This window comes from Streptomyces sp. NBC_00038 (assembly GCF_026343635.1).
Classification (GTDB): Bacteria; Actinomycetota; Actinomycetes; order Streptomycetales; family Streptomycetaceae; genus Streptomyces.
Genome location: NZ_JAPELQ010000001.1, coordinates 9346531 through 9365140 on the forward strand (window position 1 = coordinate 9346531; position 18610 = coordinate 9365140).

Sequence of the window (18610 nt, forward strand, 5' to 3'; positions counted from 1 at the left end):
GGGGGGACGGGCGGCAGGAAGGCGTCGGCCTTCCTGCCGCCTTTTGCCATCCCGACTGTCAGTCGAATTAATTGACGAAGATGTCCGTCAGTGGAATTGAATTCACCTGACAATTCCCGGAGATGGCCTCTCGATCTGCGAGAAGAAGGAACGAGTGAGAGGCGTTGACTTGATAACACACATGGTTTTACATGGCGGTTACTGGCCGGACAGGAAGGGCTGCCGATGCATGACCGGAGAAAGTCCGGCGAAGAGCGCATAGCCGCATTTCTCAGCGAACGGCTCCACCCCGCGCTGTATCCGCAGCGACTGCCCATGGACGTCGGCGCCTGGCACATCCCCGGGGAGCCGGTACCCGTGGGTGTCGCGCTGCGTGCCGAGTACACGCCGTTCGCGGTGGGGGAGCCCTGGGGCAGTCCCTGGTCGACGACATGGTTCCGCACCAGCGCGAGCGTGCCGCAGCGGTGGGCGGGCCGCCGCGTCGAAGCCCTCATCGACCTCGGTGCCGACCCCGCCCGTACCGGCGGCCATCAGGCGGAGGGCCTCGTCCACGACGAACACGGCATCCCGCTGCACGGCCTGCATCTGCACACCGGTGCCGTTCCCGTGACGGCCTCCGCTCGCGGCGGCGAAACCGTCCGCCTCCTCGTCGAAGCCGCCGCCAACCCGTACATCGACGCGGCCACGGGCAGCGGAGTCCACTACGGCGACCCGGTCACCGCCGGGGACGCGCCGCTGTACCGCCTGCTGCGAGCGGACCTCGTCCTGCGCGACGACGACGTCTGGCACCTGCTGCACGACATGCGGACCCTCGACGCACTCATGCGCGCACTGCCCGCCGCACACCCGCGCCGACACGAAATACGGACGGCCCTGGAGCATGCGGTCGACAGCGTCGACCCGTACGCCGTCGCCCGTACCGCGGCGGCCGCCCGCCGTGTCCTTGCTCCCGCACTCGCCCACCACGCCCACGCGTCGGCGCACGTGTTCGCGGGCGTCGGGCACGCACCCGTCGACTGCGGGGGTCTCTGGCCCACACGTGAGTCGGTCCGCGGCTGCGCCCGTACCTTCAGCACCTTGGTCACACTCGCCGAGGAGTATCCCGAACTCGTCGTCGAGGCCTCGCCTGCCCAGCACTACGCCTGGATGCGAGACCGGCAACCGCACGTCTTCGAGCGGCTCCGCAAAGCCGTCGCCGACGGCAACTGGGCGCCCGCGGGCGGCACATGGGTGGAGCCCGACGTCGAACTGGCGGGCGGCGAGGCCCTGGTGCGTCAGTTCGTCCTCGGCCGCCGCTTCTTCCGCGACGAACTCGGCACCGACAGCGAGGGCGCCTGGCTCCCCGGAGCGAGTGGCGCGACCGCCGCCTTCCCGCAGATCGCCGCCCTCGCGGGCGCCCGCTGGTTCCTGACCCGCCGCCCGGCCACCGACCACCCCACGGCACCGCCCCACGAGACCTTCCGCTGGGAGGGCATCGACGGCACCAGGCTCCTCACCCACCTCGCACCCGACGGCGCGGCACTCGCAGGCCCCGAACCCGCCGACTCCGTGGCCGACTTCGCCGACCTGGACGACTCCCCCCGCCTCGCGACGCGTCATCCCGCCCAGTTCTTCCGCGAGGCGCAGGAGGGGTACGCGCACGCTCCCGTCTGGCGGGGAGCACTCGACCTCGCCCCGCACCGGGGCACGTACACCGTTCAGGCACGCACCAAGCGCGGCAACCGCCGCAGTGAAGCCCTGCTGCACGAGGCGGAGCTGTGGTCGGCGACCGCCGCCGTGCGCCACGGCGTCCCCTACCCGTACGACGAACTCGACGCCCTGTGGCGGCGCTTACTGCTCCAGCAGAGCCGGCACATCCTGGCGGGCACCTCCATCGCATGGGTCCACGAGGACACTGAACACGAGCACCGCGACCTGCACCGCCGACTCGCCCGCCTGGTCCGGCGCGCGGTCGGCGAACCGGACGGCGCCACCGCGCTGAACGGGGCGCCGCACCCACGCCGCGAGGTCCTCGTCCTCGCGGCAGGTACCGGCCCCGCGTCCGGCACGTCACAGGTCCTGCCCGACGGGCGCATCGCGGTCCTGGCCGAGGCACCCGCCCTCGGCGCGGGAAGCACCGGACTCTCTCTCGACGGGAGCATCGCACGCGTGACCGCACACACCACGGTCGACGGCCAACACATCATGGACAACGGCCTGTTGAGGGTGTGCGTCGACGCGGCGGGTCTGGTCCGCTCGGTCGTCGACCTGACCACCGGACGGGATGCCCTCGCCCCCGGTGCGGCGGGAAACCTCCTCCAACTCCTGCGCGACGCAGCCGCCCTGGACCTCGACTCCAGTGGCAGCCGCGACCTGAGAGCCGCCGAACAGGTTGAACTACGGGCGTGCGGACCCCTGTTGGCGACCGTGCGCGTCCGGCGCGGAACCGGACGCTCCACCTTCCTCCAGGATCTGACCCTCACCGCCGGGAGCCGTGCCTTGACGGTGGACACCGAGGTCGACTGGCGTGAGCGGGACACCGCCCTCAAACTGACCTGGCCGCTCGACGTGCACGCCGAACTCAGCCACTGCGACGTGCAGTTCGGGCACGTCGCCCACCCCACGCACGACAACACCGACACTGTGCGCGAGGACAACGCAGCCCGCCGCTGGATCCACGTCGGCGAGCACCGCTGGGGCGTCGCCCTGGCCGCCGACTCCACCTACGGCTACGACGTCGCCCGGCACCCTCGCGACGACGGCACCACCACCGTCGTACGCCACACCTTGCTGCGCGCCACGCGAGGCCCCGACCCGCACGCCGACCGGGGCCTCCACCACTTCCGCCACACCCTGCGCCCCGGCGCCACCCTCGGCGACGCCATCACCGAGGGATACGCCCTCGACCTCCCGCTGCGCCCCGGCCCGGACACGGGCCCGCAGGCGCCGCTCGTCCATGTGGAGCACCCGGATGTCGTCGTCGAGACGGTGAAACTGGCCGACGACCGCAGCGGCGACATCGTCGTACGGCTCTACGAGGCACGCGGCGGCCGGGCGCACGCCACGCTCGCCGTGGACTTCCCCGTCGAGGCGGTCCACGAGACCGACCTCCTGGAGGAACACCCCACGCCCCGCGCCCATCGGCACGGCCGTGTTCCGCTCACCCTGCGACCCTTCCAGATCCGCACGTTGCGGTTCCGGCGAGCCGGACACGGCCAGGAGGACAGCGGTGCCTGAACCGATTCCCGAGGAGGGCCTCGCACCCGAAACCCTCGCCGTGCTGCGCAGCTGGGCCGGTAGCGGCGGCCCCCGTGCGACCCGCGCCCACGTCGTCCTGCTCGCCGAGGAAGGCCTGCGTGACGCCGACATCGCCCGTCGCCTCGGCGTCTCTCGGCAGACCGTCGGGAGCTGGCGCCATCGTTGGCAGAGTGCTGGCTTGCCCGGCCTCGATGAGCGCCCACGCACCGGCCGGCCCGCGACGGTCGACGAGGCGGAGGTCATCACCCGAGCCCTGCTGGCCCCCGGAGGCAGCGGCGCCAGCCGGGCCATCGCCCGCGACCTCGGCCTCTCCCATGCGACGGTGGCCTCGATCCGCCGCCGCTGGCAGCTCCCGCCCGACGAGTCACCCGCCCCGCACGTCCCGACCAGGCCACCGCTGCCCGGCGCCGACATCTGGGTCATGGGCCTGTACGTCGATCCGCTGCGCGCCGTCCTCCTCACGGGCACCCGGCCCCAGGCACCGCGCGCCGCCCCGGCCGCGACAGTGATCGGCGAGGACGTGCTGGAGGGAGTGGACCGGGCGCTCTGCACGCTCCGCGCGGCGGCCACCACCGCGTCCGGGATCGAACCCGACGACCCCCTGACGCTCCTCGCCTACCTGACCGATGCGGCCGAGCACCACCCCGACATCGCGCTGCACGCCGTAGTGCTGTGGGAGAGGGGAATCGCCTCGGTCGCTCGGGAGCACCGCACCGCCGACACCCCCGTCACCTTCCATGAGCTGCCCGCCAGAACCACCTGGCGCGGCTTCCTGCGCGCCATGATCGCGCTCGACAGCACCAGCCATCCCGAGTCCTCCCGGCGCGTGTACCTCGACCTCGTGGCCGCCCTGGAACGGCACACGCAGTTGCCGCCGGCCGAGCCCGCGCACTGGCTGCGCGAGAACGTCGCCGAGCATCTGCGCGCATCGCGCCGGAGCGAACTCCCCTCCCACCCACCGTCGTTCAGCGGCGTCAACCAGATCGACCTGGGCTCGTTCAACGAGTGCGTGGTCATCGAATCCGTGCGCCTCTCCGGCAGCATCACCCGCGGCGAGATAGCCCACCGCACCGGCCTCACCCAGCAGTCGGTCTCCCGGATCGCCCGCTCGCTCCTGGACCGCGGGATCCTCGTCGAGGACGCGCAGCGGCGCGCCACCTCCGGCAAACCGCGCACCCCGGTCAGGCTCTGCGGCACCGCCGCGCACGCCCTGGGCCTGCACATCGACCCCGAACTGCTCACCGCCGTCGTCATCGACCTCGACGGCGCCATCGTGTGTACCTGTACCCGGCCGGTCAGCGCGGACATCGACCCCGGCGAGTTCGTCGCCCAGGTCGTCGCGCTCGGCCACGAGGCCCTGGAGAAGGCGCGGGGCGCCGTGCGCGAGGACGGACTGCTCGGCGTGGGTGTGGCCGTACCGGGACCGGTCGACATCGCCTCCGGCACCGTACTCAACCCGCCGCTGATGACGGCGTGGGAGGATCTGCCGCTGCTGTACCTCCTCAAGGACCACTTCCCGTGCCGGGTGCTCATCGAGAAGGACTCGCTCGCCGCGGCGGCGGGGGAGCGGTGGATCGGGCGTGACCGCAGGGCGCGGGACTTCGCCTACCTGTACCTGGGGACGGGCGTCGGCTCCGGGCTCTACCTCAACGGCGACCTGTACCGCGGGGTGAGCGCCAACGCCGGAGAGTTCGGGCAGCTGTGCGCGATCGCGCTGGGCCGGATGGCGTCCGACGGCCGCCCGGAGCTGCTGCCGGAGTGCAACCCGCCTGTCTCCGTGGCGGACTTCGCGGCCCGGCTCGGCCTGCGCGCCGCGGGCGACGGTGGCAGTACCGCCGCCTACCGGGCCGTGGGCCGGGCCGCCGCCGCGGGCGACCGGGCCGCGGTCACCGCCGTGCGGGAGGTGGCACGCGCGGTCGGAGGGGGCGCCCTCGGGCTCGTCGACCTGCTCGACATCGATCTGATCGTGCTCGGCGGCCCGTTCTTCACCGACGACGTCGCCGAGTTCTACCTCGACGAAATCAGCCGTGCGGTCAACGAGTTCCCCACCGCGCGACGGCTGCGCCGCGTCGAGGTGGAACGCTCGGTGCTCAGCGCGGAGGCCGCGGCCGTGGGTGCGGCCTCCACGCTGTTCCATGCGGCGTTCACGCCCCGGCTGCGGGGCCGGGGCCAGGTCTGAGCCTCCTGGTCAGGGGGTCGGCGGTGTGGGCCGGGTGGGCGTCAGGCCGATCGTCTTCTTCAGCATCCGGCCGCCGTCACCCGTGAGCCGCAGGTAGTAGTCCGCGGAGCAGGGCGTGCCGTCCTCGTCCAGGGCCCAGATGCCCGATCCGGAGGGTACGGCGGCGCCGGTCTCCGCGGTCTTGGCGATCTGGTTGCCCTCGTTGAACTCGTCGAACATCGAGATGTAGATGCCCTGCGCGCCTAGGCGGACCATGTTGTAGAACTGCCGCCACATGAAGTCGCCGTGGGCCCGGTGACGTTCCTGAAGGTCGCCCGGCAGCACACACGGCTGGTAGTCGATGCCGTGGGCATCGCAGTCCGCCTGGTCGGGTGTGTTGACGCTGGTGAAGAACTGGTCGGACTGGGCGGCGCTGGAGATCCGGCCCACCATCCACGGCGAGATCATGTTGAACGCGTGGTAGACGTCGGAGAAGCCGGCGCGCGAGTCCTCGGTGCCGGTGCGCCAGTGCGTGGGGACGCCTCCGATGACGTAACAGCCCTGCGCCTTGAACCAGTTGACGACGTCCAGGCAGGGTCCGGGCTCGAAGGGCCGCCCCGAGTCGTTGAAGCCGAAGCCCCAAATGCACACGACGGGCTTGCCGTTCTGCCGCGCGTAGGCGCTGGAGGACGTGTGCGCCTGCATCTTCGACGTCCAGTCCTCCTTGATCTGCGACTGCATCGACGTCCAGCTGGTGACGTCGTACATGATGTAGAACTTGCGCCCGTTGGCCTCCGCGGACTGTCGCACCTTCTGCGCCATCGAGTCTCGCGTCGGGCCTTCCGAGCCGAACGGGTTGAAGCGCTGCAGCGCGGCGGTGTCGATGGCGTTCTCGCGCATCCAGCGGAAGTGCGTGTCGACCGTCTGCTGGTCCCACGAGGTGAACAGGGTCGCGGCCGCGCCGCTGTTGAGATTCGGATACCCGGTGGCGAACCCGCGGCTGTATTCGCGCATGTCGGGCCACGACTTGATGGTGGTGTTGGACAGCGACGGCGGCCGGCTCATGTCCTGGCTCCAGTGCCACCATCCGTCGATGGGGGCTCCGTCGCCCTTGCAGGCGAACCAGCCCTGGTAGCCGACGGACACCTTGCCGACGACATCGCCCGGCGGGCTCGCGGCCGGTGCGGCGGCGGCCTCCTGGAGAGCGCCGGTGCCGAGTCCCGCCGTGGTGGCGAGTGCTGTACCGAGTAACTTCCGTCTTGTGATGCTCACGGGAATTCCTCCATGTGGGGGTGGTTCGAAAGTAGAGGGAATTCCCGCGCCGGTACAAGCCGTTGAGAGTGAGTAAGTCAGAAAACTCCGGGGCCGGACACGCTATTTGTCAGGCTCCTTATTTTCCAATTTCCGATTCCGCCGAATTGTGAATCAGCCGCGTGGAGTGAGCCATTCTTCGTCGGCCCAGGCGACGGTCTGCGGGACCCGTTTCGCGTAGGCCTTGTCCTCCTCGACGCGGGTGCGGACGCTCGCGTGTACCTGGGCGTCCTTCGGCAGCACGCGGCGCCGGTAGGTGAGCAGGGCCCAGATCCAGCCCATCCGGTGCACCTTCCCCCGCGCGGACTCGGGCTTGAGACGCAGCTCGTGCGTGTACGCCCCGCTCTTCAGCAGGAGTTGTTCTTCGAGCGCCCCGTCCACGATCCACTTGAGGGCGATCGTGGCGAGCCCGGGATCGTCGTCGAAGGTCCCGCCGACGTCGGAGTGGACCCCCGCGAACCACACCTGCTCGATCGGGGTGGGATCGGGCCGCTCCTTGTCGTCGCGCTGGACGAGGTACTCGCCGTAGGGCCTGCGCTTCTCGTCGATGGACACCGCGTGGCGGACGCGTCGTACGTTCGGGACCTGCCGGGTGTGCAGCCAGCGCAGGTTCCAGCGCAGCAGACCGGCGGCCTTCACGGAGTCCCAGATCCCGAGGTAGGTGACGGGGATGCCGAAGCGCCCGTCGACCGCATTGCTGAAGGCCTCCGCGAAACGGTGGAGTTGGTCCCAGTCGCGCTGGGTCCAGTCCTTGTTCTTCGCGTACACGGAGATGGCGTACGGGACGAGGTTCTCCATGCCGGGCCGCATCAGGCCGACCGCCTTGAGCATGCCCACGAGCGCGCGGGCCGTGTACGCGCCGCGGCTGAAGCCGAAGACGTAGATACGGTCGCCCGGTTGGTAGCGCTGCATCAGATACGTGTAGGCCTCGGCCAGGTTGGTCTTCATCCCGGAGCCGAAGGCGAGGCCGAGGAGCTTCGACACGCTCCGGCCGGCGGGGGTCCAGGCGCCCGCGGCGGAGAAGGTGCCGACGCCGGGGTCGTAATAGGCGATCTGGCGGGTGGGATCGGAGAGGTCCAGCATTTCGTAGAGCCGGACGACGTTGGTATTCCCTTTCGCCTTCAACTGATTGCCCGTGCCGTCCAGGCAGATGACGAGATTCTTCGCCATGTGGGGCCTCGCGTTCCCTCGCGTACCGGATCGGACAGCAGGACACATTCCATGCCCGGACGCATTCCATACCAGGACAATTCTGGTTTCCCGCAATATAATAGATGAAATGCTGCCTGTCGGGCAGTCTCCGGCGTGTGCGGGTTCCGGAGGATCCATGGCCGGTTCGGTAATTCACCTCGATGAGCAGGCCGGTTCTCCCTGCACCCACGCCCTGGTCATCGGCGTCGGCAAATACCCCCATCTCGCCGGCGGCGAGGCACCGGTCGCGGATTCGGACGGGATGCGGCAGCTCAGTTCGCCGCCCCTCTCCGCGCGTGCCCTCTCGACCTGGCTGCTCGCCGAGTACCACGATCCGGGCCGACCGCTCGGGAGCCTCGCCCTGCTGCTGAGCGAGGAACAGCCGACCCCGTTCGTGGACCCCCGCACCCAGGCCTCGCACGACGTCGACAAGGCCACCATCGAGAACATCCTCACGGCGGTCACGCAGTGGTACGACCGCGGTGACAGCCACGTCGACAACCGGCTCGTCTTCTACTTCTGCGGACACGGCGTCTCGCAGGGCGACGACATGGCCCTGCTCGCCGCCGACATCTTCGCCGACCAGCACAACCCGCTCAACGGGGCACTGGACTTCGCGGGCCTGATGAACGGACTCAAGCGCTGCAAGGCCACCCAGCAGGTGTTCTTCGTCGACGCCTGCCGGTCCAACTCCGATGTGCTCATCGAGAGTTCGGGCACACGGTTCGCCGGGCGGTCACCGCTCGGCGCCGGGACGCGCCCGCTCGACCTCCCGCGCCGCTTCTACATCCCGTACTACGCCACCCTGGCCGGGGACCGGTCGCACGCGCGCCCCGGGCAGGTGAGCCTCTTCACGGAGGCCCTGCTCAAAAGCCTTGCCGGTGCGGCGAGCGACGATCCCGAGGGCGACTGGCGGGTCAACACCTCCCATCTCCTCGAAGCGATCGACCACTTCATGCACCAACCGGAGTTCGCCGGAGCGGTCGCGGGCGTCCAGGTCCCCTCGGTCGGCGAACTGCCCATATTCGTCCTCCACCAGCTGCCCGGCCCGCCGGTCGTCCCCGTGTACGTGGGCTGCGCGTCCGCACGGGACAACGCCGAGGCCGAATTCGTCTGCCGGGAGAACGGTCTCGAGCGGCTGCGCCGGGCGGCGGAGGACATCGACGACTCGGCCCCGGAGAGCGAGTGGGCCATCGAACTGCGCTTCGGGAACTACGACTTCGAGGCGAGACTCGGCGACCAGGACGTGCGGACCAAGTCCATCACCGTACGACCGGTGTTCCGTCGCGTGCAGCTGGTGAAGCCATGAGTGCCGGCCTGAGAGTGACCGTCGCGCTGAGCCTCTACGAGTCGGACCTGCCCGACGGCGCGAAGGTCGTCGGGAACATCTACTCGGCCGAGGGCGGCCCCGCCCACCGCAACGTCCTCTTCCCCTGCGGGACTTCGGCGCCACCGACACGTTACGAGGTCGGCCCCGGCCACTACACGGTGGCCGCCACACTGCCCTCCGGCGTCGTGCTGTCCAAGGACGCCGAAGTACGGGAGGGCGCCGACACCCATGTGACGCTGCGCGCGGCGCCCTCGCCCTACGAGTCGCACTCATGGCAGTACCTCATGGGCAACATCGAGTCCTACGGGCCCTACCACGACGGTGAGGCGATCCCCGTTCCCCGTTCCCAGGGGGCTCGGTCCGGTGTCTGGGAGTGGGACTCGATCGTCGAACCGGGCCACTCGGCCTGGGTGGGTGACCCGAAGGTGAAGAGCTGGCAGTTCGCGTCGATGCTCAAGCTGACCGAGGAGCCCCCGACACGGTCGGCCGTGTTCGAGATCGCCCACTCCGCGCCCCACTCCATCGCCAGTCTCCATCTGGGCGACGCGGCCGCACGGCTCTACCGCTTCGGCGCGCAGGGCCCCGTCGACGAGGACGGCGAGCCCACGTTCGGCGGCGGGCCCATGGGGCCACGGCAGTTCCTGGTCGTCTCGCTGGCGGGAAGCGAGTACGTCGTCACGCTGCCGGCGCCGTGGGGTTCCGCGCAGATCGAGGTCATGGTCAACGAACGGCAGAGCCCGACCGGCAGCGCGGTCTCCGTGACCGTGCGCGACAGCCGGGTCGGACCCGCCCTGGGGTACATGGCCCGTGGCGCGTTCGACTCGGCGGCCACCCTGGTCAGGGACGCGGAGACCATGCTCTACGGCAAGGGCAGGATGCCGAACCCGCTCGCGGCGGTGGCCGGCGCGTACGTCCTGGTCGGCAGCGAGCTGACCGAGCGGCCGCACCGCTGGGATCCTTGGCTCGCCCGGCTGCGGCACGAGTTCGACTGGATGAGCGACGGCTCCCTGCTGTGGGCCATGCGCCATCTGCGCCGGGCACACAGCGAGGTGGAGCGGCAGGCGGCCCGCGACGCGCTCATCGAGGCCTTCGACCGCGGAGTTCCCGTTTTCACCCTGGGCCTGAGCCGCCTCATCCACGGGCTGTCCGAGTTCCCCGACGACCCGGAGTGCGCCGACCGGCTCGACCAGGCCCGCCGCCTGTCCTGGCGCGTCGACATGCGTGAACCGTTCGTGGTCGTCGCACTGCACGGGAAGCCGCGATGACAGCCCCCTGTACGAGCCCTGCATGGAAGAGGGAGCCCCAATGATCCGGTTCACCATGTTGCCCGGCGAGGACGGCGACTGCCTGCTTTTGGAGTACGGCGACGACACCTTCATCCGCCGGATCCTCGTCGACGGCGGCCGCTCGGGCACGTATCCGCTCGTGAAGCCCACGCTCGCCGGGCTCGACGGTCTGGTCGACGTCCTCGTCGTCACCCATGTCGACCAGGACCACATCCTGGGGGTGCTCGCCCTCCTTGACGACGCCGACAGAGCGGTGGAGTTCGGGGACGTGTGGTTCAACGGCTTCGACCATCTCCTCGACACCGAGGGGTTCGGTGCCCAGGACGGCGAGAAGCTCACCAGCTTGCTCCTGGAGCAGAAGGTGCGGTGGAACGACTCCTTCGGCGGGCGCAGCGTCGAGGTCGGGCGGGAACTCGCGTGGTTCGACGACGGCTCCGCGATGGACGTGCTCTCGCCCGACCGCGCGCAACTGGAGCGGCTGGCACCGGCGTGGGTCAAGGAGTGCGCCAAGCACGGCCTGATCCCGGGCCGCGACCCCGACGAGATCCCCCCGGTCCCCGGCTTCGAGCACTTCGGCGGCGTGAACGTGGACCAGTTGGCCGCGTCGCCTTTCAAACCGGACACGTCGAAGACGAACATCAGCAGCATCGGCCTGCTCTTCGAGTTCGAGGACAAGCGCGTCGTCCTCACCGGCGACGCCGACGACCGCAGGCTCGTGGCGTCGATACGGCCCCGGGCCGAGGCGGAGGGCGGCCGCTTCCACGTCGACGTCCTCAAGGTCGCCCACCACGGCAGCGACCACAACCTCTCCAACGAACTGCTCGACCTCATCGACTGCGACCGCTATCTCATATCGACGAGCGGTGCCCGGCACGACCATCCCAACGAGATAGCCATCGCCCGCATCCTGAAACACGGCGGCGCCGAGAAGGAACTCGTCTTCAACTACCGTGACCGGGCGGCGATGTGGGACGACGCCAGACTCAAGGACCGCTTCGGCTATACGGTGACGGCGCCGGAGCGGGACGCGGAGGACGGGTTCATCGGCTTCGAACTGTGAACTCCCTCGACTACGAGGACGAGTCCCGGTATCCCCGCAGCTTCCGGTAGAGCGTCGCCCGGCCGATCCCCAACGCGGCAGCCGTACGTGCCTTGTTGCCGCCGTGGCGACGCAGCGCCTCCAGGATGGCGGTGCGCTCGGCGTGCTCCATCGGGCTGAGCCGCCGAGTCGCGGGACCTTCCCGGACGGGATCCGGCAGTTCGGCGCGCCGGACCGGACCCACCGTCCGTCGGTCCTCCGCCAACGCCCGTACGAGATGGGCGAGTTCGGTGACATTGCCGGGCCACGGATGCTGCTCCAGGGCTCGCAGCGCGTCGAGTGTCCAGGTGAGCGGGGGCTGTCCCGGAGCGGGCTTCGGAGCCAGGGTGGTGAGCAACTCCCGGATGTCGTCCGGGCGTTCGCGCAGGGCGGGCAGGGTGACCGCCCGTGCGGCCAGGGTGTCCAGGAGTCGCTGGAGGCACGGGCCGGCAGGCGTTCCGGGGGTGTAGGTGACGAGCAGGTGCGCGCCCGGTTGCTCGTGGAGCAGGGAGTTGAGAGCGGCGACGTCCTTCTGCGCCAGGCGCTCGGCATGCCGCAGCAGGAGAGGCCGACCCGCCAACTCCTGGTACCCGGAGCCGAGTTCACCCTCCGCCGCATCCACGACCAGCGGCGCGAACTCCCCGAGCAACTCCCGCGCCAACGTGGTCTTCCCCGTCCCGCGCTCGCCGGTCAACAGCAGCGGCTCCCGCGACCGGGCCAGCTCCGTGGCGCGCCCCACAGCAAGCCGCCAGGGGCCGGAACGCCCGGCGAGCGGGATAGCCGCGCGAGGTATAACCGGCACGGCTCCATCGCCGACCGGCTCGAGCACGGCGAGCAGCCCGATGACGGACCCTAGATGACGCACGGGACTGAACCGCGCGGTACAGCCCGAACCGTCGGGGAGTTCGACGACGTAGGACGGGGAGGGAGCGCTTTGCCCAGGGCCTGAGTTGTGCGGTTCGGAGGGGGAGGCGTGCGGACGGGGTGTGTCGTCCGGTTCGGAGAGCGTGGCGTGCGGGAGGGGCGTGGCGTCCGTTGCGGAGGGCGTGCTCTGCCGGAGCCCTGTGGCGTGCGGTTCGGTTGGCGCGCCCCGCCCGAGCCCGAGCTCTGTGTCGTACGGCTCGCTTGGCGCGCCCCGCCCGAGCCCGAGCCCTGTGTCGTACGGCTCGGTAGGCGCACCCCGCCCGACCCCCACCCCCGTGTCGTACGACTCCGACGCCGCCCCCTGCCGAAGCACCGCCCCGGCGCCTCGCTCCAGCACCTCCAGCCCTTCCGGCGACAGCATCCGCGCCGCCGCTTCGCTGACCAGCCGGTTGCGCCCGTCGAGGGCGACCACGGCGGGCGCCGGACCTCGGGTCGCGCTCAGGTACGCGTCCAGCAGCACGCGCTCGACCGCCCGCGTCCGTGCGAGGAGTTCGGCCTCCACCGCCGCGGCGGCGGCCTCGGCGAGTGCCGCCCCGGGATGCGGTGAGCACTCCGCGCACAGCCCGGAGGCGACCGTCACCGTGCCCAGCACCTGCCCGGTCTCGGGGGCCAGCACCGGCACGCTCACCGCGGACACGTCCTGCCACAGGTCGAGGAAGTGCTCGGGGCCGTGCACCTCGGCACGGCACCGGGTGCGCAGGGCGAGGGCCGCGCTGTTGTGCCCCACCTCCCGCTCGGACAGGTCGGTGCACGGCTGGTCCCCGGGCGCGCGACCGGCAGCCCACAGCACCCGCAGCCGCTCGTCGGTGAGGGTGAGGGACGAGCGCCCGGTGTCGAGGGCGGGGGCGAGCCGTTCGAGCACGGGACGGGCCGCGGACAGCAGCGCCGACTCCGGCCGCGCGCCCGCCGGGAACTCGGCGGGTTCCTTCAAGTCGTGCGGTACGCCGAAGAACCGGGCGCGCCGCCAGGCCGCGACGATCTCGTCCGGCACGCCGTCGGGCAGCGGCCGCCCCGTCAGAAACCGCTCACGCGCCTGGCGCAGCGGCGCGAGAGTGGGGAAGGCGGGGGAGTGCTCGGCGATGCTCACGACACCTCTCACCGTATCGGGCGAACGGCGGGAAGGGACCGCCACCCCGGACAGCACCTGTGACCTGGGGCAGCGCCCGCTGTCTCGAAATGAGACACCCGAATTCCCACCCCGCACCCCATGATCAAGAGTGGCCCGTGCTCGTTCCCACCCCCAGGAGCCTCTCCCGTGCGCACCGTCGAGACCGAAGTACTCATCATCGGGAGCGGCCCCGCGGGCGCCTCGGCCGCGCTGGCCCTGAGCACGTACGGCGTACCCAACATCGTCGCCACCCGCTACGGGCGCCTCGCCGAAACCCCCCGCGCGCACATCACCAACCAGCGCACGATGGAGGTGCTCCGCGACCTCGGCGTGGAGCAGACGGTCGTCGCGCAGGCCACCCCGCAGCACCTGATGGGCAACACCACCTTCTGCACCAGCCTCGCGGGCGAGGAGCTGGGCCGTGTCCGCTCCTGGGGCAACGATCCGCTCGTCCAGGCGGCGCACGAACTCGCCAGCCCGACCCGCATGTGCGACATGCCGCAGCACCTCATGGAACCGGTGCTCGTCGACGCGGCGGTCGCGCGCGGCACGTCGTTGCGCTTCGAGACCGAGTACCTCTCGCACACTCAGGACGCCGACGGCGTGACGGCCACCGTCCGGGACCGGCTGCGCGGGGACACGTACGAGATCCGCGCCAAGTACCTGATCGGTGCCGACGGCGGCCGTTCCAAGGTCGCCGAGGACGCGGGCCTGCCGATGGGCGGCCAGATGGGTGTCGCCGGCAGTATCAACATCGTCTTCGACGCCGACCTGTCGAAGTACACCGCTCACCGGCCCTCCACCCTCTACTGGGTGCTGGCGCCCGGCGCCACCGTCGGCGGCATCGGCGCGGGCCTGGTGCGCAACGTCCGCCCGTGGAACGAGTGGATGATCGTCTGGGGGTACGACGTCACGGCGGGCGCCCCCGACCTGACCACCGAGTACGCCGAGTCGGTCGTCCGGCAACTCGTCGGCGACGACGACATCCCGGTGACCATCAGGTCGTCCTCGGCGTGGACGGTCAACGAGATGTACGCGGAGACGTACTCCAACGGCCGTGTCTTCTGTGCCGGCGACGCCACGCACCGCCACCCGCCGTCCAATGGCCTCGGTTCCAACACCTCGATCCAGGACGCGTACAACCTGGCCTGGAAACTCAAGCTGGTCCTCGACGGCACGGCGGCACCGAAGCTGCTCGACACGTACACCGCCGAGCGCGCCCCGGTCGGCAAGCAGATCGTCACCCGCGCCAACAAGTCGATCGGCGAGACCGCCCCCATCTTCGAGGCCCTCGACGGGCTCTCGCCGCAGACGCCCGAGCAGCTGTGGGCCAACATCGCCGCCCGCAAGAACGCCACCGAGGCCGCGGCCAAGCAGCGGCAGGCGCTGCGCGAGGCGATCGCCTTCAAGGTGTACGAGTTCAACGCGCACGGCGTCGACCTCAACCAGCGCTACACGTCGGAGGCGATCGTCCCCGACGGCTCGCAGGATCCCGGCTTCGCGCGCGACCCGGAGCTGTACCACCAGCCCTCCTCCCGCCCCGGCGCCAAGCTCCCGCACGCCTGGATCACGTCCGGGACCCGCACCTTGTCCACCCTCGACACGGTGGGTGGAGGCCGTTTCACCCTGGTCACGGGCATCGGCGGCGAGGACTGGGTGCGTGCGGCCGACGCGCAGGACCTCGGCATCGCCACCGTCGTCATCGGGCCTGGGCAGGAGTACGAGGACCCGTACGGCGACTGGGCGCGGCTGAGCGAGATCTCCGACGCCGGCGCCCTGCTCGTACGGCCCGACGGGTATGTGGCCTTCCGGCACGCGGCGGCCTCCGAGGACGCCGAGCGGTTGCTGTCGGCGGCCTTGCGGCGGATCCTCGGACATGCCTGAGGGTTCAGAGGACTTGTCCGATGGGACCGTCGGACATGCCTGACGGGACCAGGGGAGTGGAATGACCACCGAATTCACGGACGACCTCACCGGCGAGGTCGTCGACAGCCTCCAGCGGACGGCCGACCCCCGGCTGCGCGAACTCCTGAGCGCGCTCACCCGGCACCTCCACGCCTTCGTGCGCGAGACGGAGCCGACGATGGAGGAGTGGGAGCGCGCCGTCGGCTTCCTGACGGCGACCGGGCAGATGTGCACCGACACCCGGCAGGAGTTCATCCTCCTCTCCGACGTGCTCGGCGTCTCGATGCTCGTGGAGACCATCAACGGCCACCGCGATCCGGGCGCCACCGAGTCGACCGTCCTCGGTCCCTTCCACATGACCGAGTCGCCGGTCCGTGAACTCGGCGCGAACATCGACCTGGTGGGCAGCGGCGAGCCGTGCGTGGTCAGCGGCCGGGTGCTGTCACCGGACGGTACCCCGCTGCCCGGCGCCGTCCTCGACGTGTGGCAGGCCGACCCCGAGGGCTACTACGACGTGCAGCGGCCGGACGTCCAGCCGGCGGGCAACGGACGGGGACTCTTCACGGCCGACGCCGAGGGCCGTTTCTGGTTCCGCAGCTGCGTACCGAGCCCGTACCCGATCCCGACGGACGGCCCGGTCGGCGAGCTCCTGAAGGCGACCGACCGCCATCCCTACCGCCCCGCCCACATCCACTTCATCGCCTCGGCCGAGGGCCACGCCCCCGTCACCACGCACATCTTCGTGGCGGGCAGCGAATACCTCGACTCCGACGCGGTGTTCGCCGTCAAGCAGAGCCTGATCCAGGACTTCGCCGAGACCGACGACCCTTCCCTGGCACGGGAGTTCGGCGTCCCGAACCCCTTCCGCCACGCGCGCTTCGACCTCGTACTGGAGCCGTCATGACCACCGCGCTCGACTTCTCCTACGAGAGCCGGCCCGGGCGGGTCGTCTTCCGGCCCGGCGCGGCGGTGTCCGCTACGCCGGGCGAGGTCGCGCGGCTCGGGCTGCACAGGGTGCTGGTGGTGTGCGGGAGCAGGGGCTCGGAGGTCGCGCGGGCGGTCGCGGACGCGCTGGGCGACGCCTGCGCGGGGCTGCACGCCGAGGCCCGTATGCACGTACCCGTGGAGGTCGCCGACCGGGCCGTAGAGGTGGCGCGGGCCGTGGGCGCCGACGGATGTGTCGCGGTCGGCGGCGGCTCCGCGATCGGCCTCGGCAAGGCGATCGCCCTGCGTACGGGGCTGCCGCTGATCGCCGTGCCCTCCACCTACTCCGGATCCGAGATGACCCCCGTCTGGGGCCTGACCGAGCACGGCGCCAAACGCACCGGACGCGACCCCGTCGTCCAGCCCCGCACCGTCGTCTACGACCCCGAGCTCACCCTCGCGCTCCCCGTCCCCCTCTCCGTCACCAGCGGCGTCAACGCGCTCGCGCACGCCGTCGAAGCCCTGTACGCGCCCGACGCCTCGCCCCTCGTCTCGCTGATGGCGGAGGAGGGCGTACGCGCGATGGCCGGGGCGCTTCCCCTGGTGGCCGCCGCTCCCGACGACCTCGACGCGCGCAGCCGCGCCCTGTACGGCGCCTGGCTCTGCGGAGCCTGCCTGGGCGCCACCACCATGGGGCTGCACCACAAGCTCTGCCATGTCCTCGGCGGCACCTTCGGCCTGCCGCACGCCGAGACCCACACGGTGGTCCTCCCGTACGCCCTCGCGTACAACGCCTCCGCCGCCCCCGAGGCGATCAGCGCCCTGTCCCGCGCCCTGGCCACCGACGACGTCTCCCGCACCCTTCGCGACCTGGCCGGAAACCTCGGCGCTCCCCGCACGCTCGCCGAACTCGGCCTGAAAGAGGCCGACTTGGCAGTCGCGGCCGCGCAGGCCACCGCGGCCGCGTATCCCAACCCCCGTGAGGTCACCGCGAGCGGTGTACTCGGTCTGCTGACTGCGGCGTACGAAGGCTGGGAACCCCGGAGCGACGCCGTCCAGTAGACGGCCGCCGCTGTCTCAGGATGAGACACCCGAGACCTCGCGATGTGCTTCAGGATCGCAAATGGACCGTGACTTCCACGCCCGCCCGGCTCGTCGTGTGCGCCTCTGGTGACCGCGAACACGCCTTCGGTGGCCGCGTGCACGGATCTGAACATTCGCGAAGAAAGGTGAAGACCATGGCCCTCGCTCTGCTCAGGCGCCTGCGATCCAAGGGTGCCTCCGCCGACGCGGCGGGCCTCTCGCTCCCCCTCCCGCAGGGTGCCGGCGCGCTCGGCCGCGAGGTGCTCGACCCCATGGGTGTGGCCATGGGTGCGGCCGAGGTGACGGTCACCGCGATGGACTCGCACCGTGTCGTGGCCCGCGGCATCACCGACCCGTACGGCTTCTTCCTCGCGGCGCTGCCCCCCGGCCGCTACAGCCTGATGATCGCGGCCGAGGGGCTGCAACCGCACCGCGAGACGGTGGACGTCCAGGCCGGAACCGCGACCCCCACGGAGCGGATCTGGCTGCAGACCGCCCGCGTCCTGGAGCTGCCGGTACCCGGCACCTGGCTCTTCGACCCGCCCCACACGGCGATCCGCTTCATCGCCAAGCACGTCGGCATGGCCAACGTGCACGGTCGTTTCGAACGCTTCGACGGCGGCATCCGGATCGCCCCCGACATGGCCGACTCCCTGGTCCAGGTCCGCATCCACGCGTCGAGCATCACGACCGGGAACGTGACCCGGGACAACCACCTGCGCTCCGCCGACTTCCTCGACGTCGAGCGGTTCCCGTACATCGAGTTCCGCAGCACGCGCTTCGCCTACCGCGGTGGCAGCAAGTGGACCCTGCAGGGCTCGCTCACGATGCACGGAGTGAGCCGGTCCGTGGCACTCGACACGACCTACCTCGGCACGGTCAACGGCGGCTACGGCGAGGAGTTGCGCTGCGCGGCCCTGGCGAAGGCGGAGCTGCACCGCGAGGACTACACGCTCAACTGGCGTTCCATGCTGGCGCGTGGCATCGCGGTGGTCGGCCCGACGGTCCAACTGGAGCTGGACGTACAGGCGATGTACCGGACGCATGACACGCCTACGCCGCCGGAATAGGGGTC

12 protein-coding genes are annotated in these 18610 nt (G+C 70.8%); 9 read left to right on the plus strand and 3 right to left on the minus strand.

Going from position 1 to position 18610, the window contains the following annotated elements:
* Nucleotides 1–225: 225 nt before the first annotated feature.
* Together OG219_RS41835 and OG219_RS41840 are read left to right on the plus strand one after the other, a co-directional pair.
* Nucleotides 226–3216 (plus strand): glycoside hydrolase family 38 C-terminal domain-containing protein, encoded by a 2991-nt coding sequence (locus OG219_RS41835; protein ID WP_266835720.1) that lies wholly within the window; start codon nucleotides 226–228, stop codon nucleotides 3214–3216.
* On the plus strand, nucleotides 3209–5416 hold the full coding sequence (locus tag OG219_RS41840) for an ROK family protein (protein ID WP_266835721.1): 2208 nt from the start codon (nucleotides 3209–3211) through the stop codon (nucleotides 5414–5416). The genes OG219_RS41835 and OG219_RS41840 overlap by 8 nt, the downstream gene beginning before the upstream one ends.
* Nucleotides 5417–5425: 9 nt before the next feature.
* Here the strand turns inward: OG219_RS41840 and OG219_RS41845 are convergent, their stop codons facing one another.
* Entirely contained in the window at nucleotides 5426–6667 is a 1242-nt protein-coding gene (locus tag OG219_RS41845) for a glycoside hydrolase family 71/99-like protein (protein WP_266835722.1), read from the minus strand.
* 153 nt (nucleotides 6668–6820) lie between these two features.
* Nucleotides 6821–7876 (minus strand): DUF2235 domain-containing protein, encoded by a 1056-nt coding sequence (locus OG219_RS41850; protein ID WP_266835723.1) that lies wholly within the window; start codon nucleotides 7874–7876, stop codon nucleotides 6821–6823.
* Nucleotides 7877–8033: 157 nt separating this feature from the next.
* Here OG219_RS41850 and OG219_RS41855 point away from each other — a divergent pair, with 157 nt between their 5' ends.
* From OG219_RS41855 to OG219_RS41865, 3 genes are read left to right on the plus strand one after another with little or no spacing between them, the layout of a single operon-like run.
* Nucleotides 8034–9206, plus strand: coding sequence for a caspase family protein (locus tag OG219_RS41855; RefSeq protein ID WP_266835724.1), 1173 nt, complete (start codon nucleotides 8034–8036; stop codon nucleotides 9204–9206).
* The gene (locus tag OG219_RS41860; protein WP_266835725.1) at nucleotides 9203–10492 is read left to right on the plus strand and encodes a hypothetical protein; all 1290 of its coding nucleotides are present in this window, start codon (nucleotides 9203–9205) and stop codon (nucleotides 10490–10492) included. Before OG219_RS41855 ends, OG219_RS41860 begins: the two co-directional genes overlap by 4 nt.
* A 40-nt stretch (nucleotides 10493–10532) precedes the next feature.
* On the plus strand, nucleotides 10533–11573 hold the full coding sequence (locus OG219_RS41865; protein WP_266835726.1) for a ComEC/Rec2 family competence protein: 1041 nt from the start codon (nucleotides 10533–10535) through the stop codon (nucleotides 11571–11573).
* 10 nt (nucleotides 11574–11583) lie between these two features.
* On the opposite strand, the gene OG219_RS41870 is transcribed toward OG219_RS41865, so the two are convergent.
* Complete coding sequence (locus tag OG219_RS41870) at nucleotides 11584–13602, minus strand: helix-turn-helix domain-containing protein (RefSeq protein ID WP_266835727.1); 2019 nt, start codon at nucleotides 13600–13602, stop codon at nucleotides 11584–11586.
* Nucleotides 13603–13722: 120 nt separating this feature from the next.
* Here OG219_RS41870 and OG219_RS41875 point away from each other — a divergent pair, with 120 nt between their 5' ends.
* From OG219_RS41875 to OG219_RS41890, 4 genes are all read left to right on the plus strand, one after another.
* Complete coding sequence (locus tag OG219_RS41875; protein WP_266835728.1) at nucleotides 13723–15507, plus strand: FAD-dependent monooxygenase; 1785 nt, start codon at nucleotides 13723–13725, stop codon at nucleotides 15505–15507.
* 61 nt (nucleotides 15508–15568) lie between these two features.
* Entirely contained in the window at nucleotides 15569–16432 is an 864-nt protein-coding gene (locus OG219_RS41880; RefSeq protein ID WP_266835729.1) for an intradiol ring-cleavage dioxygenase, read from the plus strand.
* Nucleotides 16429–17514, plus strand: a complete 1086-nt coding sequence (locus OG219_RS41885; protein WP_266835730.1) for a maleylacetate reductase — start codon at nucleotides 16429–16431, stop codon at nucleotides 17512–17514. The genes OG219_RS41880 and OG219_RS41885 overlap by 4 nt, the downstream gene beginning before the upstream one ends.
* A 176-nt stretch (nucleotides 17515–17690) precedes the next feature.
* Nucleotides 17691–18605, plus strand: coding sequence for a YceI family protein (locus tag OG219_RS41890; RefSeq protein ID WP_266835731.1), 915 nt, complete (start codon nucleotides 17691–17693; stop codon nucleotides 18603–18605).
* Nucleotides 18606–18610 lie beyond the last annotated feature (5 nt).